21 protein-coding genes, 1 tRNA gene and 1 pseudogene are annotated in these 26,831 nt (G+C 45.5%); 20 read left to right on the top strand and 3 right to left on the bottom strand.

All coding sequences use genetic code 11. The features are described from left to right. Nucleotides 1-14: 14 nt before the first annotated feature. A complete protein-coding gene (locus tag BMX02_RS08585) occupies nt 15-893 on the bottom strand; it encodes an ion transporter (protein ID WP_091690273.1) in 879 nt (292 codons plus the stop codon). Between the two features lie 191 nt (nt 894-1,084). Here BMX02_RS08585 and BMX02_RS08580 point away from each other — a divergent pair, with 191 nt between their 5' ends. The 5 genes from BMX02_RS08580 to BMX02_RS08560 all read left to right on the top strand — a co-directional run bounded on the left by BMX02_RS08580 (nt 1,085) and on the right by BMX02_RS08560 (nt 4,560). Continuing rightward, complete coding sequence (locus BMX02_RS08580) at nt 1,085-1,756, top strand: winged helix-turn-helix domain-containing protein/riboflavin kinase (protein WP_091690272.1); 672 nt, start codon at nt 1,085-1,087, stop codon at nt 1,754-1,756. Nucleotides 1,757-1,761: 5 nt separating this feature from the next. Further along, nucleotides 1,762-2,502 carry a 3,4-dihydroxy-2-butanone-4-phosphate synthase gene (ribB, locus tag BMX02_RS08575; protein ID WP_091690271.1) on the top strand — a complete coding sequence of 247 codons (741 nt, stop codon included), beginning with the start codon at nt 1,762-1,764 and terminating at the stop codon, nt 2,500-2,502. Between the two features lie 34 nt (nt 2,503-2,536). Further along, nucleotides 2,537-2,611: transfer RNA gene (locus BMX02_RS08570), tRNA-Pro, on the top strand. 301 nt (nt 2,612-2,912) lie between these two features. Next, nucleotides 2,913-3,764, top strand: coding sequence for an ABC transporter ATP-binding protein (locus BMX02_RS08565; RefSeq protein ID WP_244625217.1), 852 nt, complete (start codon nt 2,913-2,915; stop codon nt 3,762-3,764). A gap of 4 nt (nt 3,765-3,768) precedes the next feature. Next, nucleotides 3,769-4,560 carry an ABC transporter permease gene (locus tag BMX02_RS08560; protein ID WP_091690269.1) on the top strand — a complete coding sequence of 264 codons (792 nt, stop codon included), beginning with the start codon at nt 3,769-3,771 and terminating at the stop codon, nt 4,558-4,560. Between the two features lie 18 nt (nt 4,561-4,578). Here the strand turns inward: BMX02_RS08560 and BMX02_RS08555 are convergent, their stop codons facing one another. Then, a complete protein-coding gene (locus tag BMX02_RS08555) occupies nt 4,579-4,764 on the bottom strand; it encodes a hypothetical protein (protein ID WP_091690268.1) in 186 nt (61 codons plus the stop codon). 106 nt (nt 4,765-4,870) lie between these two features. Here BMX02_RS08555 and BMX02_RS08550 point away from each other — a divergent pair, with 106 nt between their 5' ends. The 14 genes from BMX02_RS08550 (at nt 4,871) to BMX02_RS08485 (ending at nt 23,436) form a co-directional block, all read left to right on the top strand. Further along, nucleotides 4,871-5,428, top strand: coding sequence for a flavodoxin family protein (locus BMX02_RS08550; protein WP_091690267.1), 558 nt, complete (start codon nt 4,871-4,873; stop codon nt 5,426-5,428). A 226-nt stretch (nt 5,429-5,654) separates the two neighbouring features. Beyond that, a complete protein-coding gene (locus BMX02_RS08545; RefSeq protein ID WP_091690266.1) occupies nt 5,655-9,866 on the top strand; it encodes an alpha-2-macroglobulin family protein in 4,212 nt (1,403 codons plus the stop codon). 243 nt (nt 9,867-10,109) lie between these two features. Then, nucleotides 10,110-10,448 carry a DUF5684 domain-containing protein gene (locus tag BMX02_RS08540; RefSeq protein WP_091690265.1) on the top strand — a complete coding sequence of 113 codons (339 nt, stop codon included), beginning with the start codon at nt 10,110-10,112 and terminating at the stop codon, nt 10,446-10,448. A 199-nt stretch (nt 10,449-10,647) separates the two neighbouring features. After that, nucleotides 10,648-13,308, top strand: a complete 2,661-nt coding sequence (gene mutS / locus BMX02_RS08535; protein ID WP_091690264.1) for a DNA mismatch repair protein MutS — start codon at nt 10,648-10,650, stop codon at nt 13,306-13,308. 1 nt (nt 13,309) lies between these two features. Continuing rightward, nucleotides 13,310-15,169, top strand: coding sequence for a DNA mismatch repair endonuclease MutL (mutL, locus tag BMX02_RS08530; protein ID WP_091690263.1), 1,860 nt, complete (start codon nt 13,310-13,312; stop codon nt 15,167-15,169). A gap of 59 nt (nt 15,170-15,228) precedes the next feature. After that, a complete protein-coding gene (locus tag BMX02_RS08525) occupies nt 15,229-16,245 on the top strand; it encodes a cobalt-precorrin-5B (C(1))-methyltransferase (protein ID WP_091690322.1) in 1,017 nt (338 codons plus the stop codon). Then, nucleotides 16,242-16,823, top strand: a complete 582-nt coding sequence (locus BMX02_RS08520; protein WP_091690262.1) for a cobalt-precorrin-7 (C(5))-methyltransferase — start codon at nt 16,242-16,244, stop codon at nt 16,821-16,823. Before BMX02_RS08525 ends, BMX02_RS08520 begins: the two co-directional genes overlap by 4 nt. 217 nt (nt 16,824-17,040) lie before the next feature. Then, nucleotides 17,041-17,736 carry an energy-coupling factor ABC transporter permease gene (locus BMX02_RS08515; protein WP_091690261.1) on the top strand — a complete coding sequence of 232 codons (696 nt, stop codon included), beginning with the start codon at nt 17,041-17,043 and terminating at the stop codon, nt 17,734-17,736. Further along, nucleotides 17,733-18,035 (top strand): energy-coupling factor ABC transporter substrate-binding protein, encoded by a 303-nt coding sequence (locus BMX02_RS08510; RefSeq protein ID WP_091690260.1) that lies wholly within the window; start codon nt 17,733-17,735, stop codon nt 18,033-18,035. Before BMX02_RS08515 ends, BMX02_RS08510 begins: the two co-directional genes overlap by 4 nt. Nucleotides 18,036-18,153: 118 nt before the next feature. Continuing rightward, nucleotides 18,154-18,936, top strand: a complete 783-nt coding sequence (cbiQ, locus tag BMX02_RS08505) for a cobalt ECF transporter T component CbiQ (protein ID WP_091690259.1) — start codon at nt 18,154-18,156, stop codon at nt 18,934-18,936. Nucleotides 18,937-18,953: 17 nt separating this feature from the next. Next, complete coding sequence (locus BMX02_RS08500) at nt 18,954-20,279, top strand: energy-coupling factor ABC transporter ATP-binding protein (RefSeq protein WP_091690258.1); 1,326 nt, start codon at nt 18,954-18,956, stop codon at nt 20,277-20,279. A gap of 149 nt (nt 20,280-20,428) precedes the next feature. Next, nucleotides 20,429-20,917 carry a CBS domain-containing protein gene (locus tag BMX02_RS08495; protein ID WP_244625215.1) on the top strand — a complete coding sequence of 163 codons (489 nt, stop codon included), beginning with the start codon at nt 20,429-20,431 and terminating at the stop codon, nt 20,915-20,917. Then, the gene (locus tag BMX02_RS08490) at nt 20,917-22,089 is read left to right on the top strand and encodes a cation:proton antiporter (protein WP_091690257.1); all 1,173 of its coding nucleotides are present in this window, start codon (nt 20,917-20,919) and stop codon (nt 22,087-22,089) included. The genes BMX02_RS08495 and BMX02_RS08490 overlap by 1 nt, the downstream gene beginning before the upstream one ends. Before the next feature lie 51 nt (nt 22,090-22,140). Next, complete coding sequence (locus BMX02_RS08485) at nt 22,141-23,436, top strand: PAS domain-containing protein (protein WP_091690256.1); 1,296 nt, start codon at nt 22,141-22,143, stop codon at nt 23,434-23,436. A gap of 58 nt (nt 23,437-23,494) precedes the next feature. Here the strand turns inward: BMX02_RS08485 and BMX02_RS12420 are convergent. Then, nucleotides 23,495-23,940 (bottom strand): annotated as a pseudogene (locus BMX02_RS12420) (pyridoxamine 5'-phosphate oxidase family protein). 182 nt (nt 23,941-24,122) lie between these two features. On the opposite strand from BMX02_RS12420, the gene BMX02_RS08475 reads away from it, so the two are divergent. After that, entirely contained in the window at nt 24,123-26,801 is a 2,679-nt protein-coding gene (locus BMX02_RS08475) for a cation-translocating P-type ATPase (RefSeq protein WP_091690255.1), read from the top strand. Nucleotides 26,802-26,831: the final 30 nt, after the last annotated feature.

Here is a 26,831-nt window from a genome sequence, read left to right as displayed (position 1 = left end):
TTAAGATATATTTTTCAAAGCTTTGCTCCGCAGTATTTACAGTAATAAGCATCAGTATCGTGACCCTGCAAGCCACAGTTGTGACATGCTATATTCACTGCGACATCCTTTGTCTCTTCTGCTATTTCTATAGGCATGGCGTCCATGCTCCTGTTAATGATCGAATGGGTAACTATTCCTGTGGGAACTGCGATGATCGAATAACCGAGTATCATTACAACGGATGCCATTGCCTGACCCAGTGGTGTGATAGGGACTATGTCACCATATCCCACAGTTGTCAGTGTTATTATGGCCCAGTAGATACTTCGCGGGATGCTTGTATATCCGCTTTGCTCCCCTTCGATGACATACATCAGGGAGCCTAATATTATCACAAGGTTCAGGACAGTGAACATGAAAACGGTTATCTTCCTGCTACTGTCTTTAAGGGCCTGTACCAGTATCTCGGCCTCTGAGAGGTACTGGACGAGTTTGAGTACCCTGAATATCCTTAGCAAGCGCATCACTCTTATTATTAGCAGATACTGGCTTCCTGGAAGGAGCATGCTAAGATATGTCGGGATTATGGCAAGAAGATCGATGACACCAAAAAAACTGGTCGCATAACGTACTTTGCTTTTGACACAGATGATCCTCAGAAAATACTCAATGGTGAAAAGGGCAGTGAATATTATTTCTGCCAGGTAGAACTTCTCATGGTGAACGATGTTGATCGAATGGACACTGTCGAGCATTACCACAGCAACACTCAGAACGATCGTTATTATCAAGGCAACATCAAAATATTTTCCATAAGGAGAATTGGCTTCAAAGATCAGTTTGTATAGGTCCAAACGCCAGTCATCAGTGTCTGGTCTGTTCTCTCCCTCTTTGCCCAATCTGTATACCATTATCCTTCTCCTTAGGAACAAGGCGATGACCTTGTATTCTCATGCGTCTAGCATCCGGAACCTGAAATCAAATATCTCTTTATTGTATTATAAAGCATTCTGAATTATAAGAACGATTTAACAAAACATTTATTTCCTTTCATCTCATATTTGAGATGCATCTCATATTTGAGTCAATAAAGGTCCTACAAATGCATCGCATAAATTCTTTGAAACATCTGGCCCTTCTGGGCGCACTCAAGAGACCTGTCAAGATCTCTTCCAGCGAGTTTACCAAATATACTTTCACCAGTTCCAAGACAGCTGCAAGAACATTGAAACAGCTTGAAGAGGAAGGTCTGATAAAGCGCAGCATTATCCCTGAAGGTCAGATGATCTCCATAACAGATGAAGGTCGTATATGGCTTGAGAGAGAATACAGTGATTACAGGCACATCTTTTGTGGTGATGAAAAGAAGGTGGAACTGTACGGAAATGTTATAACAGGTCTTGGAGAAGGACAGTATTATATTGCCCAGGAAGGTTACCGTTCCCAGTTCGAGGAAAAGCTGGACTTTGTACCTTATCCGGGTACGCTTAATGTGAGACTTACCGATCATAGTGCAGACGTACAGAAGAATAGAAGTCTGAAGAATATGATACAAATTTCCGGTTTTACTAACGGGCAGCGTACCTTTGGAAGCTGCAATTGCTATTTTGTGGAGGTTGAAGGTATTCCCGGTGCAGTGGTGACACCTGAACGTTCACATTATCCCCATGATCTGCTGGAGATCATATCCCCTGTCCACCTCAGGGAGACACTGGATCTCAAGGACGGGGATGAGGTAAAGATTACAATAGAAGACCGAAGCGCATGTGAGTGATTCCTATGAGTTCCAATGAAAATTACAGTGATAATATCAATAAAGCATTGAAGGCCGCACAGAACGGTGAGATGTTCTTCATCTTCGATTCCGACAGCCGTGAAGGAGAGACTGATTTTGTGATCGCTGCAGGAGCTGTTACTCCCGATGACGTGCGCTGGATGCGCAGGGACGGTGGCGGATTGATCTGTGTTGCGCTGGATGGGGAATCTTCTGAAAAGCTTGGTCTTCCTTTCATTTCCGATATCCTGCGTGATGAGGTGGACAACTATCCTGCTCTTGGCACTATCGTTGAAAGGGGTGGCGATCTTGCCTACGACAGTCGCTCTTCATTCTCCATATGGGTGAACCACAGGAGAACACGCACAGGCATTCCTGACAATGACAGGGCACTGACCATAAACGAGCTGTCGAATATCACTGAAAAGGCCCTTGATGGCAAAGAAGTGGATTTCGGCTCTGAGTTCCGTACACCTGGCCATGTTGCACTTTTGCGTGCAGCTGACAGGCTGGTACATGAGCGCAGGGGACAAACAGAGCTCTCCATTGCTATTGCAAAGATGGCAGCAGTTACACCTGCAATGGTGGTCTGTGAGATGCTTGATGATTCCAACGGCAAGGCCCTTTCCAGAGAAGATGCAATAGAATATGCCCAGCTTCATGATCTTGTCTTCCTTGAAGGACAGGAGATCGTGGATGCATATGAGCAGTGGGAGAGCTCACAGGCATCCCATCAGAAAGAATGATATACTGAAAGTTACTATTATAGTTCGACCCCGTGGGGCCGTAGGGTAGCCTGGTCCATCCTGCAAGGCTGGGGGTCTTGCGACTTGAGTTCAAATCTCAGCGGCCCCATCACAAGATCTCGCTTCTTGAGCGCGGGTCCGTTTCGCTTTGCTCAATCGGACTTATTCTCGGGTCTCCATTCCTATTGATTTTCATTCTGATGTTATTTTTACATTGAATTTCTTACTGAAATTTTGGTGTTTTCTATCTGAGATTTCAACTTGCTTTTTTACAGACATAATAAGAAAAATAAGAAATCTATATCAAGTCTCATCACAATTGTTTATTATAAACAAAGAACTGGTGATGTACCATTACTGCTGTTATCGTAGCTGAAAATTTAAAAAAGGTCTTCGGGGATTTTTTAGCCGTGGATTCTGTAGCTTTCTCTGTGGAAGAAGGGGAGATGTTCGGCTTTCTAGGTCCCAACGGTGCGGGAAAGACCACTGCCATGCGAATGATACAGTGTGTTTCTCCGATGACCTCGGGTAAGTTGGAGGTCTTCGGGATGGATGTGAATACGCGTCAGCGTGAGATCAAGTTCTGGATGGGAGTTGTTCCACAGGAGAACAATCTGGATCCTGATTTTACTGTATATGAGAATCTCTTAGTTTTTTCACGATATTTTGATATTCCTGAAGATGAGGCTAAAAGAAGAGTAGACGAGCTTCTTGAGTTTGTCCATCTGGAAGAAAAGCGAGATACGATGACAGAGTCCCTCTCGGGCGGTATGAAGAGACGGCTGGTACTTGCACGGGCATTGATAAACAGGCCCAGGCTGCTGATACTGGATGAACCTACGGTGGGACTGGACCCCCAGTCCAGGCATTTGATGTGGGATAAGCTCAAAGGGCTCAAAAAGGAAGGGGTGACCATTGTGCTTACCACGCATTACCTTGAGGAGGCTGCCCAGTTGTGTGATCGGCTGGTGATCATGGATCATGGTGAAATACTGGTCGAAGGTACTCCTGAAGACATGATCAATGAATACATAGGTCCCGCTATAGTAGAAGCCGATAATGATCCCAATGTTATCTCATGTCTTGATAAGCATCAGGCAAACTACGAGATCCTCGGGGATGAAATACAGATATATACCGATGATCCACAGGAAATAGCAGACCATCTGTTATCGGAGTGCAGGCTTACCAGTGTCACTGCAAGGGCGTCGACCCTTGAGGATGTGTTCCTTAAGCTCACAGGCAGGAAACTGAGGGAGTGAGATCATGAACGTAGGTATGTACTTAAAAATGCCGAAATTAACATCGGGTGCCATCAAGGTCTGGCGGCGGAACAAGGATGTTTTCATGAAGAACGCAAAGCTCAATTTCCTTCCGCCGTTCATTGAACCTCTGCTCTACCTTTTTGCCATGGGTTTCGGGCTGGGACTGTTCATCGAAGAGATCGATGGTGTCTCCTATGCAAAGTTCATTGCTCCGGCATTGATATCGGTATCTGTGATGTATGGTGCGTTCTTCGAATGCAGCTACGGTTCCTATGTGAGAATGTACTACCAGAAGACCTTCGATGCCATTATCGCAACACCGCTTAGCATTGAGGATGTGATCGTGGGTGAGCTGTTGTGGGGGGCCACAAGGAGCCTGATAAGCGCCACATTGATGCTTCCAGTGATCGCACTTTTCGGTCTGATCGATATCCCTTATTCGTTGTTGATCATACCATTTGCTTTTCTGGCAGGGTTATTGTTCGCAGGTCTTGCAATGTGCATTACGGCTGTGACCCCTAACATAATGTCGATCAATTATCCGATACTTCTTTTCATAACTCCTATGTTCCTTTTCAGTGGAACATTCTTCCCGCTGAACGTGTTGCCTGAGATCATTCAGTATATTGCACTGGCAGTATTGCCGCTGACGCATGTGGTCATGATAATACGGTCACTGACCTTTGGAACACCGGGTCTGTTCCTGCTCTGGCATCTGCTGTGGATAGTCGTAGTATGTTTCATATTGTTCGTGGTCTCGGTCAATATGATGAAAAAGAGACTGGTTATCTGAAGATGAGAATGAGTAAGATCATTCATCTTTTTTGTTCATCTTCAGGTCCATGCACCTTCGGGAATTCTCACATCCAAGACTGCGCCTGTAATCCGACCTTATCTGTGATTTTGCTGTCTTGATCATCAGGTCATCGAGTTCTTCATCGTCGAGCATTTCCTGTTTTTGCTTCTGCTCTTGTCCTTTATCCTTTTCAGTTATCATTTTGTTTTCACTTTGATCCGTTTTTGTGAAATAAAGTTTGACTACCCTTAGATAAGTTTAAGCATAAAAAATCTACATATGTATTATAATCTCAGGATGTGGAAACATGAAAGTATTGGGTATTGTAGGAAGTCCCCGAAAGAACGGGAACACGGATGTTGTAGTGCAGAAAGTGCTTGAAGGAGTTGCAGAGAGCGGTGCTGAAACAGAAACGATCTATATCAATGACCTGAACTTCAAAGGCTGTCAGGGCTGTGGGTTCTGCAATGTTATGCCGGAATGCAAGATCAAGGATGACATGACAGAGGTTTACAAAAAGATAGAAGAAGCAGACGGGTTCGTTTTCGGATCATCTATCTATTTCTTCCAGTTCACAGGCCAGATGAGACTTTTCCTTGACCGCTGTTATGCACTTGTGGACGCTGAACTGAAACCAAGGATACCTGTGGGGAAGAAAGCTGTTCTTGTAAGGTCACAGGGGGCGCCTGATAAATCCACCTATGAGAACGTGTTTGATGAGTTCAGTGAATGCTTGACAACCTTCTTTGGAATGGAGGTCAAGGACAGGCTGGTTGCTGCAGGATTTGACCTTCCGAGAGAGGTCAAGAAAGACACCGAACTTATGGAAAAAGCAAAGTTAGCGGGTCTGCATCTGCTGGATTAATTTAATTTTATTGTGTGTCCGGGGCAGAAATGGCAGGACACAACCTTTCTTCTTCATCCTCTCCATCTTTATTTTCCTCTTTTCTTATCTTATCTTATCTTTTCCTTTCCGGCTTGAAATTGAAATTTATAGCTACGAACAGTTTCGAAGTTTAAGCTAAGTTTATACCAGATAGGGACTAATTTTCTTTTAGATAGTAATCATATTGATCTATGGGAGTGTTAAAATGAGGTCCATCGGAATTGTGCAAAAGTCATTCATCGTATTGTTCCTGCTGTCATGTATCCTGATAGCAGGCTGTATAGGCCAGGATGAAGGGGTGGATTATCCCCCTGCGAACGAAGCCCTTTCCTGTGAGAAGGGAGGTACCTATTCCACAGAGGATGAGTACCTGATACTGGTTCCAAAGGCGCTGTTCTCAGGCGGGGAAAGCTCTGTTACCATGTCGGCTTTCCTTGATGATGCTCCTGTAAGCCGGTGTTTTGAATACACTCTTACAAGTGCTGCAGGCGAGGTAATTCCACTGGTAAAGGCTGCTACCTCTGATTCGGGTAATTCTGTTGCGAAGTTCGATGTCCCGGAAGTTGAGGAAGGCAGTTACACACTTACCGCAACTCCGGTGGGTGCAGAAGCCGGTTTCACAACGACCATACAGGTCGTTCAGAACAACCCGATCTTCATAGAGACCGATAAACCGATCTACAAGCCAGGGCAGACAGTGCATGTGCGTCTTCTTTGCCTGAACAACAATCTGGTCCCTGTGGTTCAGAACACAACTGTGGAAATATCAGATGCTAAAGGCGTGAAAGTGTTCAAGGATGATCTCACCACCAACGATTATGGTGTTGCCTATTTTGATCTGCCACTGGCTTCCGAGCTGAACCTTGGTACATGGAAGATAAAGGCAACATCCGGAACATCCATGTCAGAGGTGGATATCAGGGTGGAGAAATATGTGCTTCCGAAGTTCGATCTGGAAGTTTCCACCGAGAAAAGCTGGTTCCTTGTGGATGATCCGATCACAGGAACGGTTTCGGCACAGTATTTCTTTGGAAAGGATGTCGAAGGTGACGTCGAGATAAAGGCTATGCGATATGTGGGAGTGTGGGAGGAATATGCGACATTCAGCGGACCACTTGAGGAAGGTTCAGTTGAGTTCGAACTTCCACCCACAGAGTATGTTGCAGGTACCTATGGTGCCGGCGGACAGGGCAGTGTTATGCTCAACGTTACCGTAACAGACACCGGTGGGCACAGTGAGGAAACCACCGAACTGTTGGCCATTGCACAGGACCCTCTTGTCCTCCAGATGATACCTGAGTCCGATTCCATAAAGCCGGGAATGCCGCTTCAGGTACTGATAGTGACAAAGGATCCCGGAGGGGAGCCACTGGAAAAGGAAGTAAAGCTCATTGTGGATTTCAGGGATGACAACTATGAGAGGGATGAGCAGGAACAGATCGTCAATACTGAGAACGGTATTGCCCTGGTGACACTCGAAGTACCTGAAGATGCCCTTGATCTGGAGATATATGCTATCTCGGAAGGTGTGGAGGTCTCCGATCATCTGAATGCGGTATATTCCCCAAGTGCAAGTTTCCTTCATTTGAGCCAGGTAAGTGAAGGCACACCTGAAGTGGGGGAAAGTATCACTTTCAAGGTCTATTCTACCAACAAGGGAACAGTGTTCTATGATGTGTTCGCAAACGGCAGGACTGTTTATTCTGCTACAAGTGATGAAGCACAGATAAGCATCCCGGTCACAATGCAGATGAGCCCTTCTGCAAAGGTGGTTGCATACATGATCAATCCGAACAATGAGGTATCAGCCGACAGCCTGCCTTTCGATGTGAAGTTCAGCACGCAGGTGGACCTGTCCTCAGGATTCGATAAGGAGACAGTGGCACCAGGTGAGAACGTTTCAGTGGAACTGGATGCAGGCACACAGTCCATGATCGGCCTTTCCATAGTTGATGAATCTGTCTATGCATTGAGCGAAGGCAGGCTCAACCTGAAGCAGGTATTCGATGAGCTTGAGCTCAGGTTCATGGAGCCACAGGTCGAGGCACATCCGAGATATGGCTGGTATCAGGAAACTGCCTATGATGTCATTGATGATGCAGGCCTGATAGTTCTGGCATCCGGTGGCTTTGATGTTCCGAAAGGTGAGGCTGAAGTGGCCGAGGGTGGCTTTGTCGACCGTATGTTCGCGATGGATGACATGGCGATGGTGGAAGAGGTCGAGGAGGAAATGGTCATGGAAGCTCCGGCCATGGCACCAACTAATGCAGATTCGGATGGCTCCCTTGCGGAAGTGGAAAGGGTTCGCCAGTTCTTCCCTGAAACATGGATATGGATGCCTGATCTCATGACGGATGAGATGGGGCTGGCATCCCTTGACCTGAACGCACCGGATTCCATCACCACCTGGAGACTGCATGCAGTATCCTCCAGTCCGGAAGGTATTGGAATATCCGAAGCAGGACTTACAGTGTTCCAGGATTTCTTCATTGATCCTGACCTTCCTTATGCGGTAATTCGCGGGGAAGAGTTCCCTGTCCAGGTGCAGGTTTACAACTATCTTGACAGGCCTCAGGACGTACAGCTGACACTTTCCGGTGCAGACTGGTTCGATCTGGTGGGTGAGGATGTCGTAAAGGTCAGTGTGGATGCCAACAGTGTGACCCATGCAAGTTTCACCATAAGGCCTACGGAGGTAGGTGTCCAGGAGGTCGAGCTGACGGGACAGACCACAGAGAAGGCCGATGCTGTGCGCAAGACGTTGATCGTTGAAGCAGAAGGTGTTACCAGGGAGATCGTGGACAATGGCATCCTCAAGGAAGGCTCCGTTGAACTGGATACCACGCTGCCTGTGGACATTGTACCGGATTCCGGCAAGGTGATGGTGAGCTTTACTCCAAGCATTGTAGCACAGACCATCAGCGGGGTTGACGACCTTCTGGGCATGCCATACGGTTGTGGCGAGCAGAACATGATGTTCTTCTCAACTGATGTGGAAGTGCTGAGATATCTCAAGGCTACCGGACAGCAGAACCCGGAGATCGAGGCCAAGGCGCAGACATACATAATAACCGGTTACCAGAGGGAACTGACCTTCAGGCATTCGGACGGTGCCTTCTCTGCATTCGGTGAAAGCGATCCTGAAGGCAGTTTGTGGCTTACAGCATTTGTGCTCTCACAGTTCAGCGGTGCCAGGGATATCACGACCATAGATGAGAACGTCCTGCAGGATGCAGCAGAGTGGATCGGTTCACACCAGAAGGAGGATGGTTCCTGGGAGTCTGTGGGATTTGTCATCCATCAGGATATGATGGGTGGGGTCAGCGGCACCTATGCCCTGACAGCATATGTCACTCTTGCACTTGATGAGTACGGATATGCCACTCCGGAAGTCATGAAAGGTGCTCTGGGTTACCTGGAGAATAACCTCGATGCCCAGGATGACCCATACACTCTTGCGGTGGGAACGCTTGCACTTGAAAAGCTTGAGAGCGAGAAGGCAGATGAGGCCAGGGCCAAACTGCTTGCAATGGCAAAGGAAGATGAGAATGGCATGTACTGGGGCTATGATGACGTGGTTCCGGAACCCTACGAATACGGAGGCTATGGCATCTATCCTGTCTCAAGCAAGAACGTTGAGACAACGGCATATGCGACACTTGCCCTGATAGAAGTTAATGACCCTGCAGCAAGCTCATCACTTAAATGGATCGCAGCACAGCGTAATTCCAATGGAGGTTTCTCAAGCACCCAGGATACTGTTATGGCATTCAGGGCATTGATGACGGCTGCAGCAGTTGCAGGAAGGGACGTGGATGCTACCATAACCGTCAGTGGTGATGGTGAGGAACTTAAGAGCATCAGGGTCACATCCGAGAATTACGATGTCGTTAACATCATCGAAGTTGCGGAAGGTACCGAAAGTATCAATATGACCCTTGAAGGAAGCGGTGAACTCAACTACCAGCTTGTCAGGCGCTTCAATGTGATCCTTCCGGATGTCATCGAACATGAGGAGATCGAGCTGGATGTGGAATACGACTCCACCGATGTTGCTGTGGATGACATTGTGAACGTCGATGTGCGCCTGAAGTACAATGGAATGCCAGGTATCAGGGGAGTTGTTGAATCCAGTGGCATGATGATAGTGGATATTGCGGTACCTACAGGTTTCACACCGGTCTCTGCAAGCCTTGAGGAGCTCAAGAATGATGGTACCATCACTCGCTATGAGATCGCAGGCCGCAAGGTCGTCCTCTATATCGATGAGATGATGGCTGGCGAGGAAATGAACTTCTCACTGCAGATGAGAGCTATGTTCCCAGTCAAGGCATTGGTACAGGAGAGTAGTGCCTACTCCTACTACAACCCGGAGGTCAGGGCCGAGGCAAAGGGAATGGACATAAATGTGACGTGATCATTCCCTTATTTTCTAAAGGCAGCCGGATATATTGCAATTGTTCTGCTACCTTTCTTTTTTTATTTTTATTTTCATCGGATCAGAGAGTGCTGTTATTGGTCTCTGATGCTCGTTATATCAAAGCCAAAATTTAAATATTGCAAATTCATAGTAAGACTTGTCTAAATATCGACATGGTAAGCAACATTATACGTGGTTCCTTAAAAAACAAAAAACAATAGAAAAAAATAGTGATAATAAATGATCGATGAAACTTTAATCTTAATCTTTATTGTGGCGGCGCTTGGACTATATGCATACTATTCCTATTCGCTGCAAAGGATCGCAAACAGAACTAACACAGAGAATGCCTGGATGGCATGGATACCTATCCTTAACGTTGTACTTATGTGCAGGACTGCAAGGAAGTCTCTATGGTATTTCCTTGGTATGTTGATCCCATACGTCAATATCCTTGTATTGATGTACATCTGGGGCGAGATAGCCGGCGTCCTTGGCAGGTCGAAATGGTTTGGAGTCCTGACCATTGTACCGGTAGCAAACCTTATACTTCCGGGATATCTGGCTTTCTCGGAATGATATTTTCTAAAAGGGTGATATAAACAACTTCTTTACATCACCCTTTCAATTAAAACAGTTAATACAATTATTTCTCCACCAACTTTCTTTTCTCTCATTTTTTGGCCTTTCCATCTTCCTCAGGAATACATCTGCAATGCAAAAACAAAAATACCAACAAACTGATAAATTCACCAGACCAATTCACCGTGGAGCAAGAATGAATAAATTAACACCTGCAATGAAACAGTACTATGATGCCAAGCAGCAACATAGCGATGCACTGATCTTCTTCAGGATGGGGGATTTCTATGAGTCCTTCGGGGAAGATGCAAAGACCATTGCAAAGGAACTTGAGATCACCCTGACCACGCGGGGAAAGGACAAGGACGGTGAAAGGATGCCTCTTGCAGGTATTCCCTATCATGCTATTGACAACTATCTCCCGCGTCTGATCAAAAAGGGCTACAAGGTAGCCATCTGTGAGCAACTTGAGGATCCGAAGAAGGCAAAGGGCGTTGTGAAACGTGGGGTCGTCAGGGTTGTAACACCCGGGACTGCAATTGATACCTCAATGTTCACGGATTCATCTAACAATTATCTCATGTCTGTCTCAGGCGGGGAGGGAAACTATGGTGTCTCATTTCTGGATGTATCCACAGGAGAGTTCCTGACAACCCAGTTCGCTGATGCTCCTCCATATGACAGGATAGCCAGTGAGGCTGCAAGGATGAGGCCATCGGAATGTATCCTGTCTCCTGAAATGTATTCTGACAGGCATATCGTTGAAAGGCTGAACGAACTTAAGATAGTGGTGCATGAGTTCGAAGAAGCGGCATTTGATATCGGGACCTCTGAAAAGAAGCTTAAGGAGCACTTCAAGGCCTCAACTCTTGAGGGCATGGGTTGTGATGGCCTGCCCTATGCAATATCTTCAGCAGGCGCTGCTCTTGATTATGCGTTGAGCACCCAGATGAGGGAACTCGGGCATGTGAGTGAGCTGAAGACGTATTCCGATTCTGAGTTCATGGTGCTGGATTCCATCACTTTGAGAAATCTTGAGATAGTAAAGAACGTGCGCGGGGAAGGAAATGACACGTCCATACTGAAAGTGCTGGATGAGACCAAAACGCCAATGGGCGGCAGGTTGCTTCAGAAATGGCTCTTAAAACCACTTATTGATGTGGATGCAATCAATTACCGTCTCGATGCTGTGGAGGCGCTGGCAAACGGTACCATGATCCGGTTCGATGTCAGGTCCCATCTTTCTTTTGTAAAGGACATTGAGCGCCTCATTGGAAGGGTCATGTATGGTAATTCCAATGCACGTGACCTTATTGCACTAAAACGCTCCCTTGAGTCAGTGCCTTTGATAGTGGAATGTCTTGGGGACGATGACCTCTGCGAGATGCTTAAAAGCATCAGGGGTGGCCTTCTGGGATTTGACCAGCTTGACAGTATCGTGGAGCTAATAGATAGTTCCATAGTAGAAGAGCCACCGGTAAGTGTCAGGGAAGGGGGCATGATAAAAGCAGGTTATGACGAGGCTCTGGACGAACTCAAGGAAATGTCCAAGGGAGGCAAGTCATGGATAGCCTCATTCCAGCAGAAAGAGCGTGACAGGACCGGGATAAAATCACTTAAAGTGGGTTACAATAAGGTATTTGGCTATTACATCGAGGTCACAAAGGCGAACATATCACAGGTTCCTGATGATTACATACGCAAGCAGACCATGAGGAACGCGGAAAGGTTCTACACTCCGGAACTGAAGGAATGGGAAAATGTCATCCTTTCTGCTGATGAGAAGATAACAGCACTGGAGTATGAGATATTCTCCAATATCACTTCGAACGTTGCTTCATATTCATCGCAGTTGCAGACCATTGCGGGCCTGATAGGGCAATTGGATTGTGTTACAAGCCTTGCAGAGGTTTCCGTAAACAATAATTTCGTCAGACCCAACATCACTTCTGATTGCAGGTTACTGATACGTGAAGGCAGGCATCCTGTTGTAGAGAGGTCCGTACCCGGTGGTTTTGTTCCCAATGATGCGGAAATGGATTGTGTTGACAACCAGTTCCTGCTGATAACAGGACCTAACATGGCAGGAAAATCCACTTTCATGCGTCAGGTCTCATTAATAGTGATAATGGCACAGGCAGGTTCATTCGTTCCCGCTTCCCATGCATCCATTGGTATCGTGGACAGGGTATTTACAAGGGTGGGAGCCTTTGATGACCTCGCAAGCGGGCAGAGTACTTTCATGGTGGAGATGGTGGAGCTTGCCAATATCCTGAACAACGCCACTCCGAAAAGCCTTGTTCTCCTTGATGAGATCGGCAGGGGTACCAGTACCTATGATGGTTACAGCATTGCAAAAGCTGTGGTCGAGTATATTCACAATAAAGGGCGGGTCGGCGTACGCTCACTTTTTGCCACACATTACCACCAGCTTACCAATATCTCATCCGACCTGAAAAGGGTGAAGAACTATCATATTGCAGTGAAAGAAGATGGCGATGACCTTGTGTTTTTGCGCAAGATAGTACCCGGGGCCACGGACAAAAGTTACGGAATACATGTCGCCCGGCTTGCAGGTGTACCTCACAAGGTTACCCAGAGGGCAAGGGAAATACTGCAGGATATCGAGGATGAGAGTTCCATCAGCAAGGAAAGCAGTTCAAAGGGTGGCAAAAAAAGAAGGTCGGCACAATATACGCAGCTGATGCTTTTCGATCCGGAAGGTTCGGTTCCTGTCGGGAAGGATCCTGTAGTTGAGGAACTTAAAGGGCTTGATGTCAACAACATGACACCTATGGATGCTTTGAACAAGCTCTGTGAACTTCAGAAGAGAACGGGAAAGAACGCGGAGGAATAATATGGCAGAAGCGAGCGGTAACAGGATCCATGTGCTGGATGAGGCTACCATCAACAAAATAGCTGCAGGTGAGGTCGTAGAGCGTCCGGCATCTGTGGTAAAAGAGCTTCTGGATAACTCTATTGACGCGGAAGCTACCGAAGTTCGAGTGGAAGTGAAGGGGGCCGGAACGGAACTGATCACAGTTACTGACAACGGGCGAGGCATGTCCCGGGAGGATTCCACTCTTGCGTTCACAAAACACGCTACCAGCAAGATAGGGCATATCGAGGATCTTGAAAGAGTACTTACCTTGGGCTTCAGGGGCGAGGCTATTTCTTCCATTGCAGCGGTTGCAAAAGTGTACCTGACCACACGTGAAAAAGGGAGCATCTCCGGAACAAAAGTAGTTGTCAGCGGTGGCTCAATAGAGAATGTACTGGAAGTTGGTGCTGCGCCGGGGACCACTATCTCGGTAGAGTCATTGTTCTATAATACACCGGCCAGGAAGAAGTACCTGAAAAGCATGCGGACCGAGCTTGCACATATTACTGATGTTGTTACAAGACATGCTTTTGGTCATCCTGAGATCTCATTTACTCTCATAAGTGATGGCAAGGTGCTTGTACGCTCTCCGACATCGGGTGACATTTTTGACAGCATCGTCTACCTGCTTGGAAGTGAATCCGCAAAGAAGCTGATACCTGTGGAGTTCAAGTCGGATATCGTGAAGATATCCGGTTATATCTCAAAACCTGAGCTAAGCCGCAGCGGTACTGACCTGCAATACTTTTTCATAAACGGCAGAGGCATATCCTCAAAGAGTATCAGCAATGCGGTGAGACTTGGTTATTACAACCTGATCCCAAAGGGACGTTTCCCGGTTGCGGTCCTTGATCTGGAACTGGATCTGAGTGAGGTGGATGTCAATGTACATCCTGCAAAAAGGTATGTGAGAATGAGCCATGAGCGTGAGGTATGTGATGCAGTTACTCTTGCTGTGGAAAATGCATTGAAGGCTGAGCAGCTGGTACCTGAGATAAGTTTACCGGAAAAAAAGCCGGTACAGGCCGTTTTTGTGGAAAAGGCCGAAGAGATGCTTGAAGAAAGACCTGAAGGGACAAATGAACCAAATCGTGAAGAGAAGCTTGAACTGGAGGTCCCTGTTCCTGAGAACAAAATCTCTCCATTGATACGGGAAGAGGAAGAACCCTATCATTTCACTGCCAGGGATACGGAAAAGCGCCTAAAGCGTTCTGAAAGGGTATTGTCAAAGACCCCGAAGAAACCTGAAAGAGCACCTACGGGTCTTGATAAAGCAAGAATAGTAGGTCAGGTCAATGAGCTTTATATTATTGTGGAGCTGGAGAATGGGCTTGTCATAGTTGACCAGCATGCTGCGCATGAGAGGGTCATGTACGAGCAGATCTGTGACATCAGCAGTTCCGGCTGGCAGGAGCTTATAACACCTGTTACGCTTGACCTCACATCCAAAGAAAAGGTGCTGCTTGAGGAGTATATACCCTATCTTGAAGAAATGGGCTTTGCAATATCGGAATTTGGTCCGAACAGCTATGTGGTTACTACGGTTCCGGCTCTTCTTGGAAAGATGGAAAGTGCCGAGCTGATCCATGATATCATCATAGACCTGCTTTCCACAGGCAGGGTGAAAAATGATACCGGAATGTTCGATAATCTTTGCAAGACCATGTCATGCCGTGCAGCGATAAAAGCCGGTGCTGGTTGCAGTATGGGACAAATGGAGAGCCTTCTGAAGCAACTGGATATGGCAGATAATCCATACACCTGCCCGCATGGCCGCCCAACGATGATATCATTTACCCGGGCAGAGCTTGATAAACTGTTCAAGAGGACAGGATAAGTTAGCTCGTTGGTCGGTAACTTTTATAACCATAAGATATTGAATAACTGGCAATGTCAATTATCGATCCTGTTAACAAATCAAAGATCCCGGATGAGTGGATCAATAGATCAAAAATACCCCGCGATGAGCTTGAAGAGGGTATAAAGAGCGGGATGCTGGTGGTGCTTAGCGATGGTTCAGTGCTAAGACGAGGCTATACCACAGGGACCACTGCTACCGTTGCGGCAAAGGCAGCTGTCCTGTCACTCAGGAAGGATGTGAACAGGGTGTCAGTGCCCACACCTGTAGGACTTCGCGCTGTCATGGATGTAAAAGCAAAAGATGGATATGCTGTTGCGGTTAAACTGAAAAACGACCATGAATCTGATATCACCCGCGGTCTTGAGTTCGAGTCAAAGGCGGTTGAATCCGACAAGATCAATATAACTGCCGGCGAGGGTATCGGTATTGTCACAAGAGGTGGGCTGCAGTCCAAAAAGGGATATCCTGCTATCAATCCGAAACCAATGCAACAGATAAAGGCTGCAATTGCAGAGGCTGTGGAAGAGATAGGCATCAAAGGCGTTGAAGTGGAGATCTCCCTTCCAAAAGGTGCTGAGATCGCAAAGAAGACACTGAACAGCCGTATAGGTGTCGAGGGTGGCATCTCCATTCTCGGAACTACAGGTTTTGTTGAGCCATGGAACGATCACCTTGGTGAAATGAAGAGTGATCTCGTACGTGAAGCTTCAAAGGTCGTTCTTACAACCGGTCGTATAGGTATCCGTTATTCTACAATGCTGTTCCCTGATCATACGGTAGTTCTTGCCGGAAGCCGGATATCCGAGTTCCTGGAGTCCACAACCGGTGAGGTAGCTATTTGTGGCCTGCCGGGTCTGATCCTGAAATGGGGAGATCCCGATATGCTCAAGGACAGCGGGTTTGCAACGGTCTCTGAGATGATCGAGGTGGAACCTGAAGGTGAACACATTAAACGTGCATTTGCAAAAACGGTGGAGAAAGGTAAAGGTGCTCGCATTGTTGTAGTGGACAGGGACGGCACCGTCCTTATGGATAGTGGGGAAAAGAAATGATAATTGCAGGGGTCGGCGTCGGGCCGAACATGCTGACACTGGAAGCTATCGAAGCCATACGCAACGCATCGGTGGTCTATGGTTCGAAGCGCTCCCTTGAGATCGCTGAACCTTACATTGAGTGTGAGGCAAATATCATCAAGAACTACAAGGCTTTACACGAGCTGCCTGATGATGCGGTGGTGCTTTCCACAGGCGATCCCATGTTCTCCGGGCTTGGCAAGTTTGCCAGGGAAGGCGACAGGATCATACCGGGAATTTCTTCCATTCAGGTCGCATGTTCTCGATTAGGTGTCAGCTTATCCAACATAACCGCAATAACAGCTCATGGGCGTGACCCTGCACCTGCAAAAAAGGCGTTTATCCAGGAGATCGAACTGGGGAAAGACATTTTCATGCTTCCGGCTGACACTTTTGGCGTTGCAGAGGTAGCTGAAGTGCTAAAAGAAATGGGTGTTGATGCTAAGCTCTATGTCTGCGAGAACTTCGGTTATCCTGAGGAACGTATTGCAGGCGGGACGGTGGATGAACCACCAAAGGCGGAATCAGTTCTTCATTGTGTCGTAGTTGTAAGGTAATACTTACGTATTCTTATTTTTCTTCCATTTTTTCTTATTTTTGTCGTGGTAATAGAAATCATTTTAAACAGTATTATCCAAAAAACTTATACTATTTAGCTCAAAGTATTTATATAAAGTTTCCATTGTAGGAATATCCAAATCAAGTAATATTGATTTAGGTAAATTCATCTAGCTAGATATATAATTCATTATAAATCAGGAATGGAGTAATAAAATGCATATATTTGAAGGGTTTTTACCATCACCATGGTGGCAACTGTGGTTTGTGTTCTCTATACCAATAATATTCTTTGGTATATACAGGTTGAACAAACTTGTATCTGAAAAGCGCGAACTATTGCCTTTACTGGCAGTAGCGGGAGCATTCATCTTTGTACTTTCATCTTTGAAAATGCCATCTGTTACGGGTAGTTCTTCACACCCAACAGGAACAGGAATGGCAGCTATCCTTTTCGGTCCTGCAATTGCAGCGGTCCTGAGTACAATAGTACTGCTTTACCAGGCAATCTTCCTTGCACACGGCGGTCTTACAACACTTGGTGCAAACGTTGCATCAATGGGGATCATTGGCCCGGTTGCAGCATATATTATCTATAAGGTAGGTATGAAAGCGAACATCAACTTCTATGTGGTCGTATTCCTCGCTGCCACATTCGCAGACTGGATCACTTATGTCGTAACATCTCTTGAGCTTGCTTTAGCTTTCCCGGCAGAGGTTGGTGGAGTTGCAGCGTCACTGAAAGCGTTCATGCTGGTATTCGCAACAACACAGGTCCCTCTGGCTATCATGGAAGGTGCATTAACAGCTCTTATCTTCAAGTACGTTATACAGGTAAAGAGCGATGCACTTTTACAGCTCAATGTTATTTCAGAATCAGTCCTTGATAAAATAAAGGGGGCTAGCCAATGAAAGGTGAAGCAATATTTGCAGTGATAGCTATTTTATTCGTAGCATCATTCTTCTATGGGATGGCAGCAAACCCGGACTCAGAGTTTGGTGGTGCTGACGGTCAGGCAGAAGATGTCATCGCTGAGATAACAGACGGTCAATACGAAGAATGGACCGCTGATTCATGGGTCAACTCTGTAAAGTTCGAACCTCCTGGAGGGGAAACCGAGAGTCTTCTCTTTGCACTTCAGGCTGCTATTGGCGCAATCGTTCTGGGTTACTTCTTCGGATATTACAAAGGCAAACAACAGTCTGAATAAGATTGTTTATCTCTATGGTGATCCTTGTTAAGGATCACCTTTTTCTATTCTTTTTCCTAATGATGTTTAATTACGTAATAAAAACGAAATAAAATGAAATTAACGGTGTGAACATAATATGACGAACATTCTTGATGATTATGCTCTGGTGAGTCCGTTAAGGTATCGAAACAACTGGCTTAAACTCACTATCATTACTTTTGGTCTGTTAATGGGTGTTTCTTCACAATCCTTCATCCTACCTTTTACTGTAGCTTTTTGCATGAGCTTTGCAACAGTTCATTTTGGAAAGATCCCTGTCGGATTTTACCTGAAGCTTCTGTCTGCTCCAGCTGTTTTTGTGATCTTAAGTGTTATCATCATAGCATTTTTCTTTGGTTCCGGAACTGAGCTTTTCGGATTTAATGTTTTTAGTTACAGATTTGGTATAAACACAGGTGGACTTGATATGGCATTGCTGGTATTTTCAAGGACACTCAGCGGTATGTCATGTCTGTTCTTCCTTGCACTGACAACACCTATGGTAGAGTTGTTTTCAGTTCTAAAGGCTACAAAGTTGCCTGATTCCTTAATTGAGCTATCAATGATGATGTATCGGTACATCTTTGTTTTTCTTGAAGTTGCATGGGGTATCAGGTATGCACAGACAGTAAGGCTTGGATATAAGGACTGGAGAACTTCCCTTAATTCACTTGCTATGCTTGCAACAACTCTTTTCATAAGGTCATGGGAGCAGGGAGAGAAGATCTTCATTTCCATGAGTGCACGTTGTTATGATGGAAGAATACTTTTCTTTGAGGAAAAAAGGCCCGTCCGGGCAACTGAATTGATACTCACAGGTACCTACTTTTCCGCGATCCTGGTGTTATGGTATCTGACCAATGATATTTCTATATTTTAAAGGTCTCGGAGGTAAAAATGATGATATTGGAAACAAAAGGCTTGAAGTATTCCTACCAGGATGGGACCCAGGCTATAAAAGGCGTTGATGTAAAGATCAAAAAAGGTAAGAAAATAGCTTTTGTCGGAAAGAACGGTTCCGGCAAATCAACTCTTTTCATGCTGTTGAACGGTACCCTCAAACCCAAAGAAGGCGCGGTATATTTCCATGGCAAACCCATGGAATACGATGCAAAGTCCCTGCGTGAGGTACGAAAAAGTGTGGGTATTGTCTTCCAGAACTCGGATGACCAGATATTTGCCCCTACAGTCTATCAGGATGTAGGTTTTGGTCCCACTAACCTCGGTTATTCTAAAGAGGAAGTTGAAGAGAAAGTAGAGCAGACTCTCGAATATATCGGTATAACCGAATTCAAGGATAAACCACCCCACCATTTGAGTGGAGGACAGAAAAAAAGGGTTGCTATTGCAGGTGTCTGTTCAATGGAACCCGAGATCATGATCCTTGACGAACCATTAGCGAACCTCGATCCTGTAGGTGCGGATGAGATCCTTGATCTGCTGAATGAATTAAATCACAATGGTACCACCCTTATAATTTCAACTCATGATGTGGAACTTGCCTATAGCTGGGCAGATTATGTATATTTCATGACAGAGGGTAATGTGATAGGCGAAGGTCTGCCTGAAGATGTTTTCAGAGACGCTGATCTTTTGAGGAAATCATATCTAAGACAGCCTCGCACACTGGAGATATATAGCGAACTTGAAAGAAGGAACCTTGCAATCCGTAACAGGTTCCCAACAAGTGTTCCTGAACTGGTAAATTCATTCAAGCCTCCTGAACTTATGTGGATAGAAGTATCAGCCGATGTAAAGGAAGGTGATATCATCAATCTTGGTGTCATGCACGGGGAATATGCTATCAGCAGCCCCTATGAGGCAGTCAATGCAAAGGTCCTGCATATCCATCCGGATGGACATGCTATTGCAGAAATGACAAGGCATGGTATCAAGTCCGGCGGGATTGTGATATATGATACTGACAGGTATGACGAGGCATCTTTCCGTAAAGTTGTCGCTGAAGAAGACATCGACAATATCGGTGCAATGGGGAAAAAGAGCAAGACACTTGCTGAAAATAACCTCATCGACCTTCAGATAACTTCCGGTGTGATCGATAAATCCATACTGATGGCGCTTTGTGGTAAGAGATCTCTGATAATGACATCCGGTGGAATGGTAGAGCATGCTGTAAAACGTATCGACGGATATGCTGAGAACAGTGGAATAGCCATTCAACTATCTCTTGCAAATATTGAAAGGGATGAACTGGACCTTTAAGGTCCCTTTCATCTTTTATCTTCTATTTTTTCATAATTTTGGTTCGGTTGTAGCGGTAGCTTTACGAATACATATAATATTTGTAGGATGAAAGGAATACTTTATATGGGTATTTCCCACGCATTATAGCTTGAAGGGGGAAGAAAGCTGTGACCGATGCTGGAAATGAAGATTGTATACAATGTGGTCGATCCTTTTCTGAAAGTTGTAACGAGAAGTTGATAGAACAGGTTATGATAAAGGATCTTGTAACGATTCATGAGGATGATACGTTAGACAAAGTTCTGGAAATTTTCAGCAAACATCATTTTCACACGTATCCTGTGGTGAATGACAATTATGAACTTGTGGGTATAATCGATCAGGATGTAATGCTTCGGATCCTTCTTGTGCAAAGGACCCCAAGACTGGAACACACACATCTGGCTGCAGTGGTATCCCAGGGCGAGACAGCAAAGAACATTATGGTCCCTCATCCGGTATCGATGTCTTCAGACGAGTCTCTTTGTGAAGCAGCTGACATGATGCTCAAGCACAAGATGGATCGTGTCTGTGTTGTTGACGACGGAAAGCTTGTAGGTATCATGTGCAAGCCCGATATCCTTAACGAGATATACGAGTTAAGAGGGTCTGAGTAATGGAAGTTCTCTTCTATATACTGCTGATCCTTCTTCTGGCAAAGGTCTTTGGTGAACTGTTCGAAAGAGTTGGCTTTCCTTCCATTCTCGGTGAATTGCTTTCCGGTGTGGTGCTTGGAACATTTTTGATACATCAGGAATCAGAGATCATCACATTCCTTGCTGAAATGGGAGCTATTTTCCTTTTGTTTACAGCAGGCTACAAGGAAGTACATCTTCGCGACCTTAGGGAATCGTCCAAAAAAGCATCAATAGCAAGTATTTCTCAGATATTAGTGGCCTTTTCTGCTGGCTTCCTGCTGGGCATGTATTTCCAGTTCAGCAGTCTTGAGAGTATCTTCATGGGAGTGGCATTCAGCCCTACCAGCATTGGGGTGGTTGTCAGGACATTGATAGATATGGACTACCTGTCAAGCAAACCCGGTTCCATGATGCTTAGCTCATCGATATTAGATGATATCATCGGTATCTTCCTTCTCTCTATTGTAGTTACCATGGCAACATATGACCAGTTTCCCTCTGCTGTGCAAATATTGTTCATTTTGTCAAAGATAGTTGCTTTTGTGGCAATAATGCTCATTTTCAGGGTAAAGTTCTTCCCTACGCTTTTTGCCTATGTTCATAAAATGCATGTCAAGGAGTCCATTTTTGCATTTGTGATAATGGTGGCTCTTTTTTCTGCCTACCTTGCGGAGGTCTTTGGCCTGCATGCTGTGATAGGAGCATTCATTGGAGGGGTAATGATCTCGGATATCTCCCATGCAAAGATCGAGCATGTGCAAAGTAAGGTGACAGGAGTTGCATACGGTCTTTTCGTACCGATATTTTTCGCGTTCATAGGGCTGTCCGTAAATATTGCCACTTTGCAAACGGTTGGTCTGTTCTCTGTAGCTGTAGTCCTGCTGGCTCTTGCCGGCAAGTTGATCGGAGGGTTTGCAGGAGGTCGACTTATCGGGTTTGACAATTACGACAGCCTGATATTCGGGGTAGGTGTAATGCCAAGGGCAGGAGTGGAGCTGGTTCTGATATCTATTGGAAAGGAACTGGGTATCATAGGCGATGAGATATTTTCAGCCATTGTTCTGATGGTTGCAGTGTCTATTTTCATATCACCTGTACTTTTGAAAATGGCGATACAGTCTAAAGAGAGAACAAAATCGATCAATACTTAAGCTCATCAGACAAATAAGAAATTGAAAGTGTTAATCTAATGGGGGCAATCTATGGGATCTAATATATCAGTTAAAAATGATGACAATGGTTCTGAAAGTGTATTGGGTAAAGTACTGGACAGAAAAGAGGTACTTGAAAAAATAATAGATAACAGTCCTGTCATTGCCTTTCTCTGGAAGGCAGAGGACACCTCCGAGGAAAAATGGCCAGTTGAATATGTTTCAGGCAACGTAAGTCTTCTTGGTTACACAGTAGAGGACTTCATTTCCGGTCGCCTCCTTTATGCTGATATAGTCCATCCTGATGATCTGAAGATGGTGGGAGAAGCCCTGAGACAACGTTGCAGGCAAGGGGGAGATTTCTTTGACCAGGAATACAGGATAATTTTAAAGTCCGGTGATGTACGCTGGGTTGATGAGAGAACCTATATACAGCGGGATGATGCCGGAAACGTGACACATTATCAGGGTACTATTTTTGATATAACAGAACAGAAGAACAATGATCTGGCCTTTGATGAAGCAGTGAGGAAACAGAGGTATCTGGAAGATATCATCAACAATAGCTCTACGATGGTATTCCTGTGGAGGGTGGAGGAGTTCTGGCCTGCCGATTATGCTTCTGAGAATGTTTCAAAGCTTGGTTATTCTGCTGAGGATTTCGTACTTGGACGCATTGTTTATGGTGACCTGATCCATTCCGATGATTATGGGATGGTCAAGGATACACTTGCAGAGAAGTGTGAGGACGGCAGTGATAACTATACCCAAGAATATCGTGTGATAACAAAAGATGGAAAGTTATTGTGGGTAGATGAGAAGACCTTTATTCTCAGGGACAAGGATGGGAATGTAACTCACTTCCAGGGTATTGTTCAGGATATCACAAAGCAGAAAGAAAGCGAGATAGCATTGAAAGTTGCACTGGAAAAGCAGGCTGAACTGCTGGACAGGAAAAAGGCACTTGAGAAGATCATTAACCACAGCCCGGTGGTCGCTTTCCTCTGGAGGACGGATCTTGAGGATGAAAAGGAGCTCTGGCCTGTTGAATTCGTTTCAGATAACATAACCCAGTTCGGATATACTGTTGATGATTTCCTATCCGGGGATCTTCTTTATGGTAACATAATCAATCCTGAGGACCTGCCTGAGGTACAGATGGAACTTTCGGACATCTGCAGGGAAGGTGGCAAGGTCTTTGTCAAGGAATACAGGATAAGAACAAAGTCGGGGGGAGAGAGATGGGTGGAAGAGCAGACGTTCGTCCAGCGCAACGATGAAGGTGTTGTGACCAACTATCAGGGTGTTATCCAGGATATTACGGAACGCAAGGAGAAAGGCTGCTAACTGAAAGATCCAAAGGCAAAAAGAGATAGCAGATATTTAAAAGGTGAAAAGGGCGAAGTCAGTAATCGACTTCGTACCTGAATCCGAACTCTACATTATAATCGAGGAAGAAAGCTTTTGTTGGTTCGACCTTTATGATCCTGTTATCCGGGTTCTTTGGCATATCTGCTGCAAATGGGAATTTTTCTACCATTAACTGGAAAAACGTCTGTATTTCAGCTTCATCTGTAACAAAAGATGCTTTTCCCTCCATCTGTATACCTGTAATCTTGAATACATCAAGGCTATCTTCGTCTACAGTAAATGCAACTGAAGGATTATTTTCGATATTCTGGTATTTCTTGTGTCCTTGCCTGTTCCAAAGTAAACAACAGGTCCTGCGGAGACAAAACCCATGCTGTGAACCATTGGTTTTCCTTCAGGACTGACAGTAGCGAGATTCAGGTATGGATGACTTTTCAGGTATTCAGCTATGCGCTCTTTGGTCCCTGAATCACATTGCATGTTAGTTCCTCATATAATTTGATGATCCATCAATTCCATTAATGGTAAAAAAAGGTGGCATGTTAAATTATTTAGCTTTGCCTAAAGAGATTTAGAGAGTAGAGGTCATAGATGTTAGCTATTACTCTGGGCAAATTAAGAAATACTATTGTAACATATTTTTATTCTGAGCGGGTATCCTGATGGATTATGAAAATATTGATATTGATTCTGTTCTTGCGGACCTGAATACTTCAAGAGAGGGACTTTCAGAAGAGGAGGCAGCAAACAGGCTGCTTGAATCCGGGTTTAATGAACTTGAAGAAAAGACAAAAGTAACTCCTCTCAAGGTCCTGTTGAGACAGTTTGCAAATTTCATTGTGTGGGTACTCCTGGCAGCAGCTATCATCTCATTAACAATAGATGAGGTTGTGAACTTCTGGGTAATTGTGATCATCATAGCTTTTGTTGTAATTCTGGGATTTGTCCAGGAGTTCAAGGCCGAGAAAGCTATGGAAGCTCTCAAGAAAATGGTTCAGCCGGTAACCCATGTCGTAAGGGGAGGAGTTGTGATCGAGATCCCTACAAGGAATGTTGTTGTAGGGGACATAATGGTTCTGGAAACCGGTGATAAGATTGCAGCTGATGGCTTTGTTTTTGAGATACAGGGTCTTAAAGTTGATGAATCCGCGATAACCGGTGAGAGCATGTCTGTGGTAAAAGGAACAGGCGATCTGATCTTTTCAGGAACACAGATAGTTCATGGAAAATGCAGGGCAATCGTCACAGCGGTGGGCATGCAGAGCAGGCTTGGAATGATCGCAGGCATGATACAGGAGAACGAGGTCAGGACGCCTCTTCAGGAAAAAATAGCCGACCTTGCCAAGAGTCTTGCTATTATTGCCCTTATTGCATCAGGTCTCACTTTCGTGCTTGGTCACTTTACTGGTGCACCCACTGAAGAGATGCTGATAATAGCTCTTGCACTGGCAGTAGCAGCGGTTCCTGAAGGTCTGCCACTGACCATGACGATCACGCTGGCATATGGTATGCACCGAATGGCAAAACATAATGCAATAGTCAGGAAGATGCTGGGTGTTGAGACGCTGGGTTCCACAACGGTCATATGTACCGATAAGACCGGAACTCTGACAAAGAACGAGATGACAGTTCAGAAAATATATGCTGGTGATGAGTTCTTTGATCTTACCGGTGTAGGATACGACCCGGAGGGTTCCCTGTTAAAAGATGGCGAAGATGTGGAAGTGGAAAAGAACCACACTCTTGGTATGCTGCTAAAGGCAGCAGCATTATGCAACAATTCCTCGATGGTGCAGCGGCAGGGCAGATGGGATGTGGTAGGTGCCCCTACGGAAGTATCATTGATAGTTGCGGCTTCGAAAGCCGATATCTGGAAGGATGACCTTGATGCTGAGTATGAAAAGCTGCACGAGATCATGTTCACTTCCGAGAGGAAGCTGATGACGACGATCCATAAGACCAATGAAGGCAGGATCGCTTTCTGTAAAGGTGCACCGGAATTTGTCCTTGAAAAATGTGTTTCCATTGAAAGGGACGATGGTGTCCATGAACTGAACGATGATGATGTGGGCAGGATAGTGCAGCAAAACACCGAGCTTGCACGTTCTGCATATCGTGTACTTGGAATATCATACAGGAACCTTCCTGAAGGTTTGCCTGTAGAAGGATCCGAGAACGAGTTGACATTCCTTGGACTGGTGGCCATGATAGATCCTGAAAGGAAGGAAGCAAAGGATGCGATAGCCCTTTGCAGGCAGGCGGGCATCAGGGTTGTGATGATAACCGGGGACAATGAAGAAACTGCAAAGGCTATCGGAAAGAAGATCGGTCTGTATGCTGATTATGATGGTCCTGTGGACCGGATGGATGATAAGCTCAAATGTATCATCGGTGATGCTGCTATAACAGGAAGCGAGCTCCTGTCCCTTGATGATGAGGAATTTGATTCTGTTGTTGAAGGTGTCAGTATCTATGCAAGGGTCATGCCTGAACAAAAGCTCAGGATAGTTCAGGCGCTGCAGAACCGGGGTCATGTTGTTGCAATGACCGGGGATGGTGTCAACGATGCACCGGCACTAAAGAAAGCTGATATCGGTATCTCCATGGGAATTAAAGGTACTGATGTCGCAAAAGAGTCCAGTCTGATGGTCCTGCAGGATGATAATTTCGAGACCATCGTGGAAGCTGTAAAACGCGGTCGTGGTATTTATGAGAACATCGAAAAGTTCACAACCTACCTTGTCTCAAGGAACTTTACCGAAGTAATTCTCATAATGCTGGGAATCACGCTTCTGGGATTTGACCTGATACCACTTCTGGCGTTACAGATATTGTTCATCAATATGTTCGACGAGATCATGCCTGCAATAGCACTTGGGCTTGATCCGGTACGGGATGAAGTGATGTATGAAAAACCCCGCAAACCGGGGGAGAGGATACTCAAAAAGAGAAACCTGTTACTGGTGGTCAGTATTGCTTTAATCATGGGTCTGGTGTGCTTCTTTGTGTTTATATTCTCAGATCCTGTGGGTAACATCGAAAGGGCACGTACCATGACCTTTGCAACCATTGTAAGTATGATACTTTTCATTCCATTCGTGTTCAGGTCACTGACAAGATCAGCTTTTAGTGTTGGTCTTTTCACTAACAAACTGATGCTTGTAGGTGTCGCCAGCACATTCCTGCTGACACTGACGGTGATGTATGTTCCATATCTTGGGAATGTATTCGAGCTTGTAGCTCTGGGTCCGGCCGAATGGATAGTTCCTATCTCCGCAGCTTTTGCAACACTTTTTATTGCTGAAGCGATAAAGAAAATACTGGCAAGCAGTGGAATATGAATCAGAGTAAACCTAATATATGGCTCTGGT

Origin of the sequence: Methanococcoides vulcani (assembly GCF_900111645.1) — an archaeon.
Lineage (GTDB): Archaea > Halobacteriota > Methanosarcinia > Methanosarcinales > Methanosarcinaceae > Methanococcoides > Methanococcoides vulcani.
This window is presented reverse-complemented; position numbering and strand designations above follow the sequence as displayed.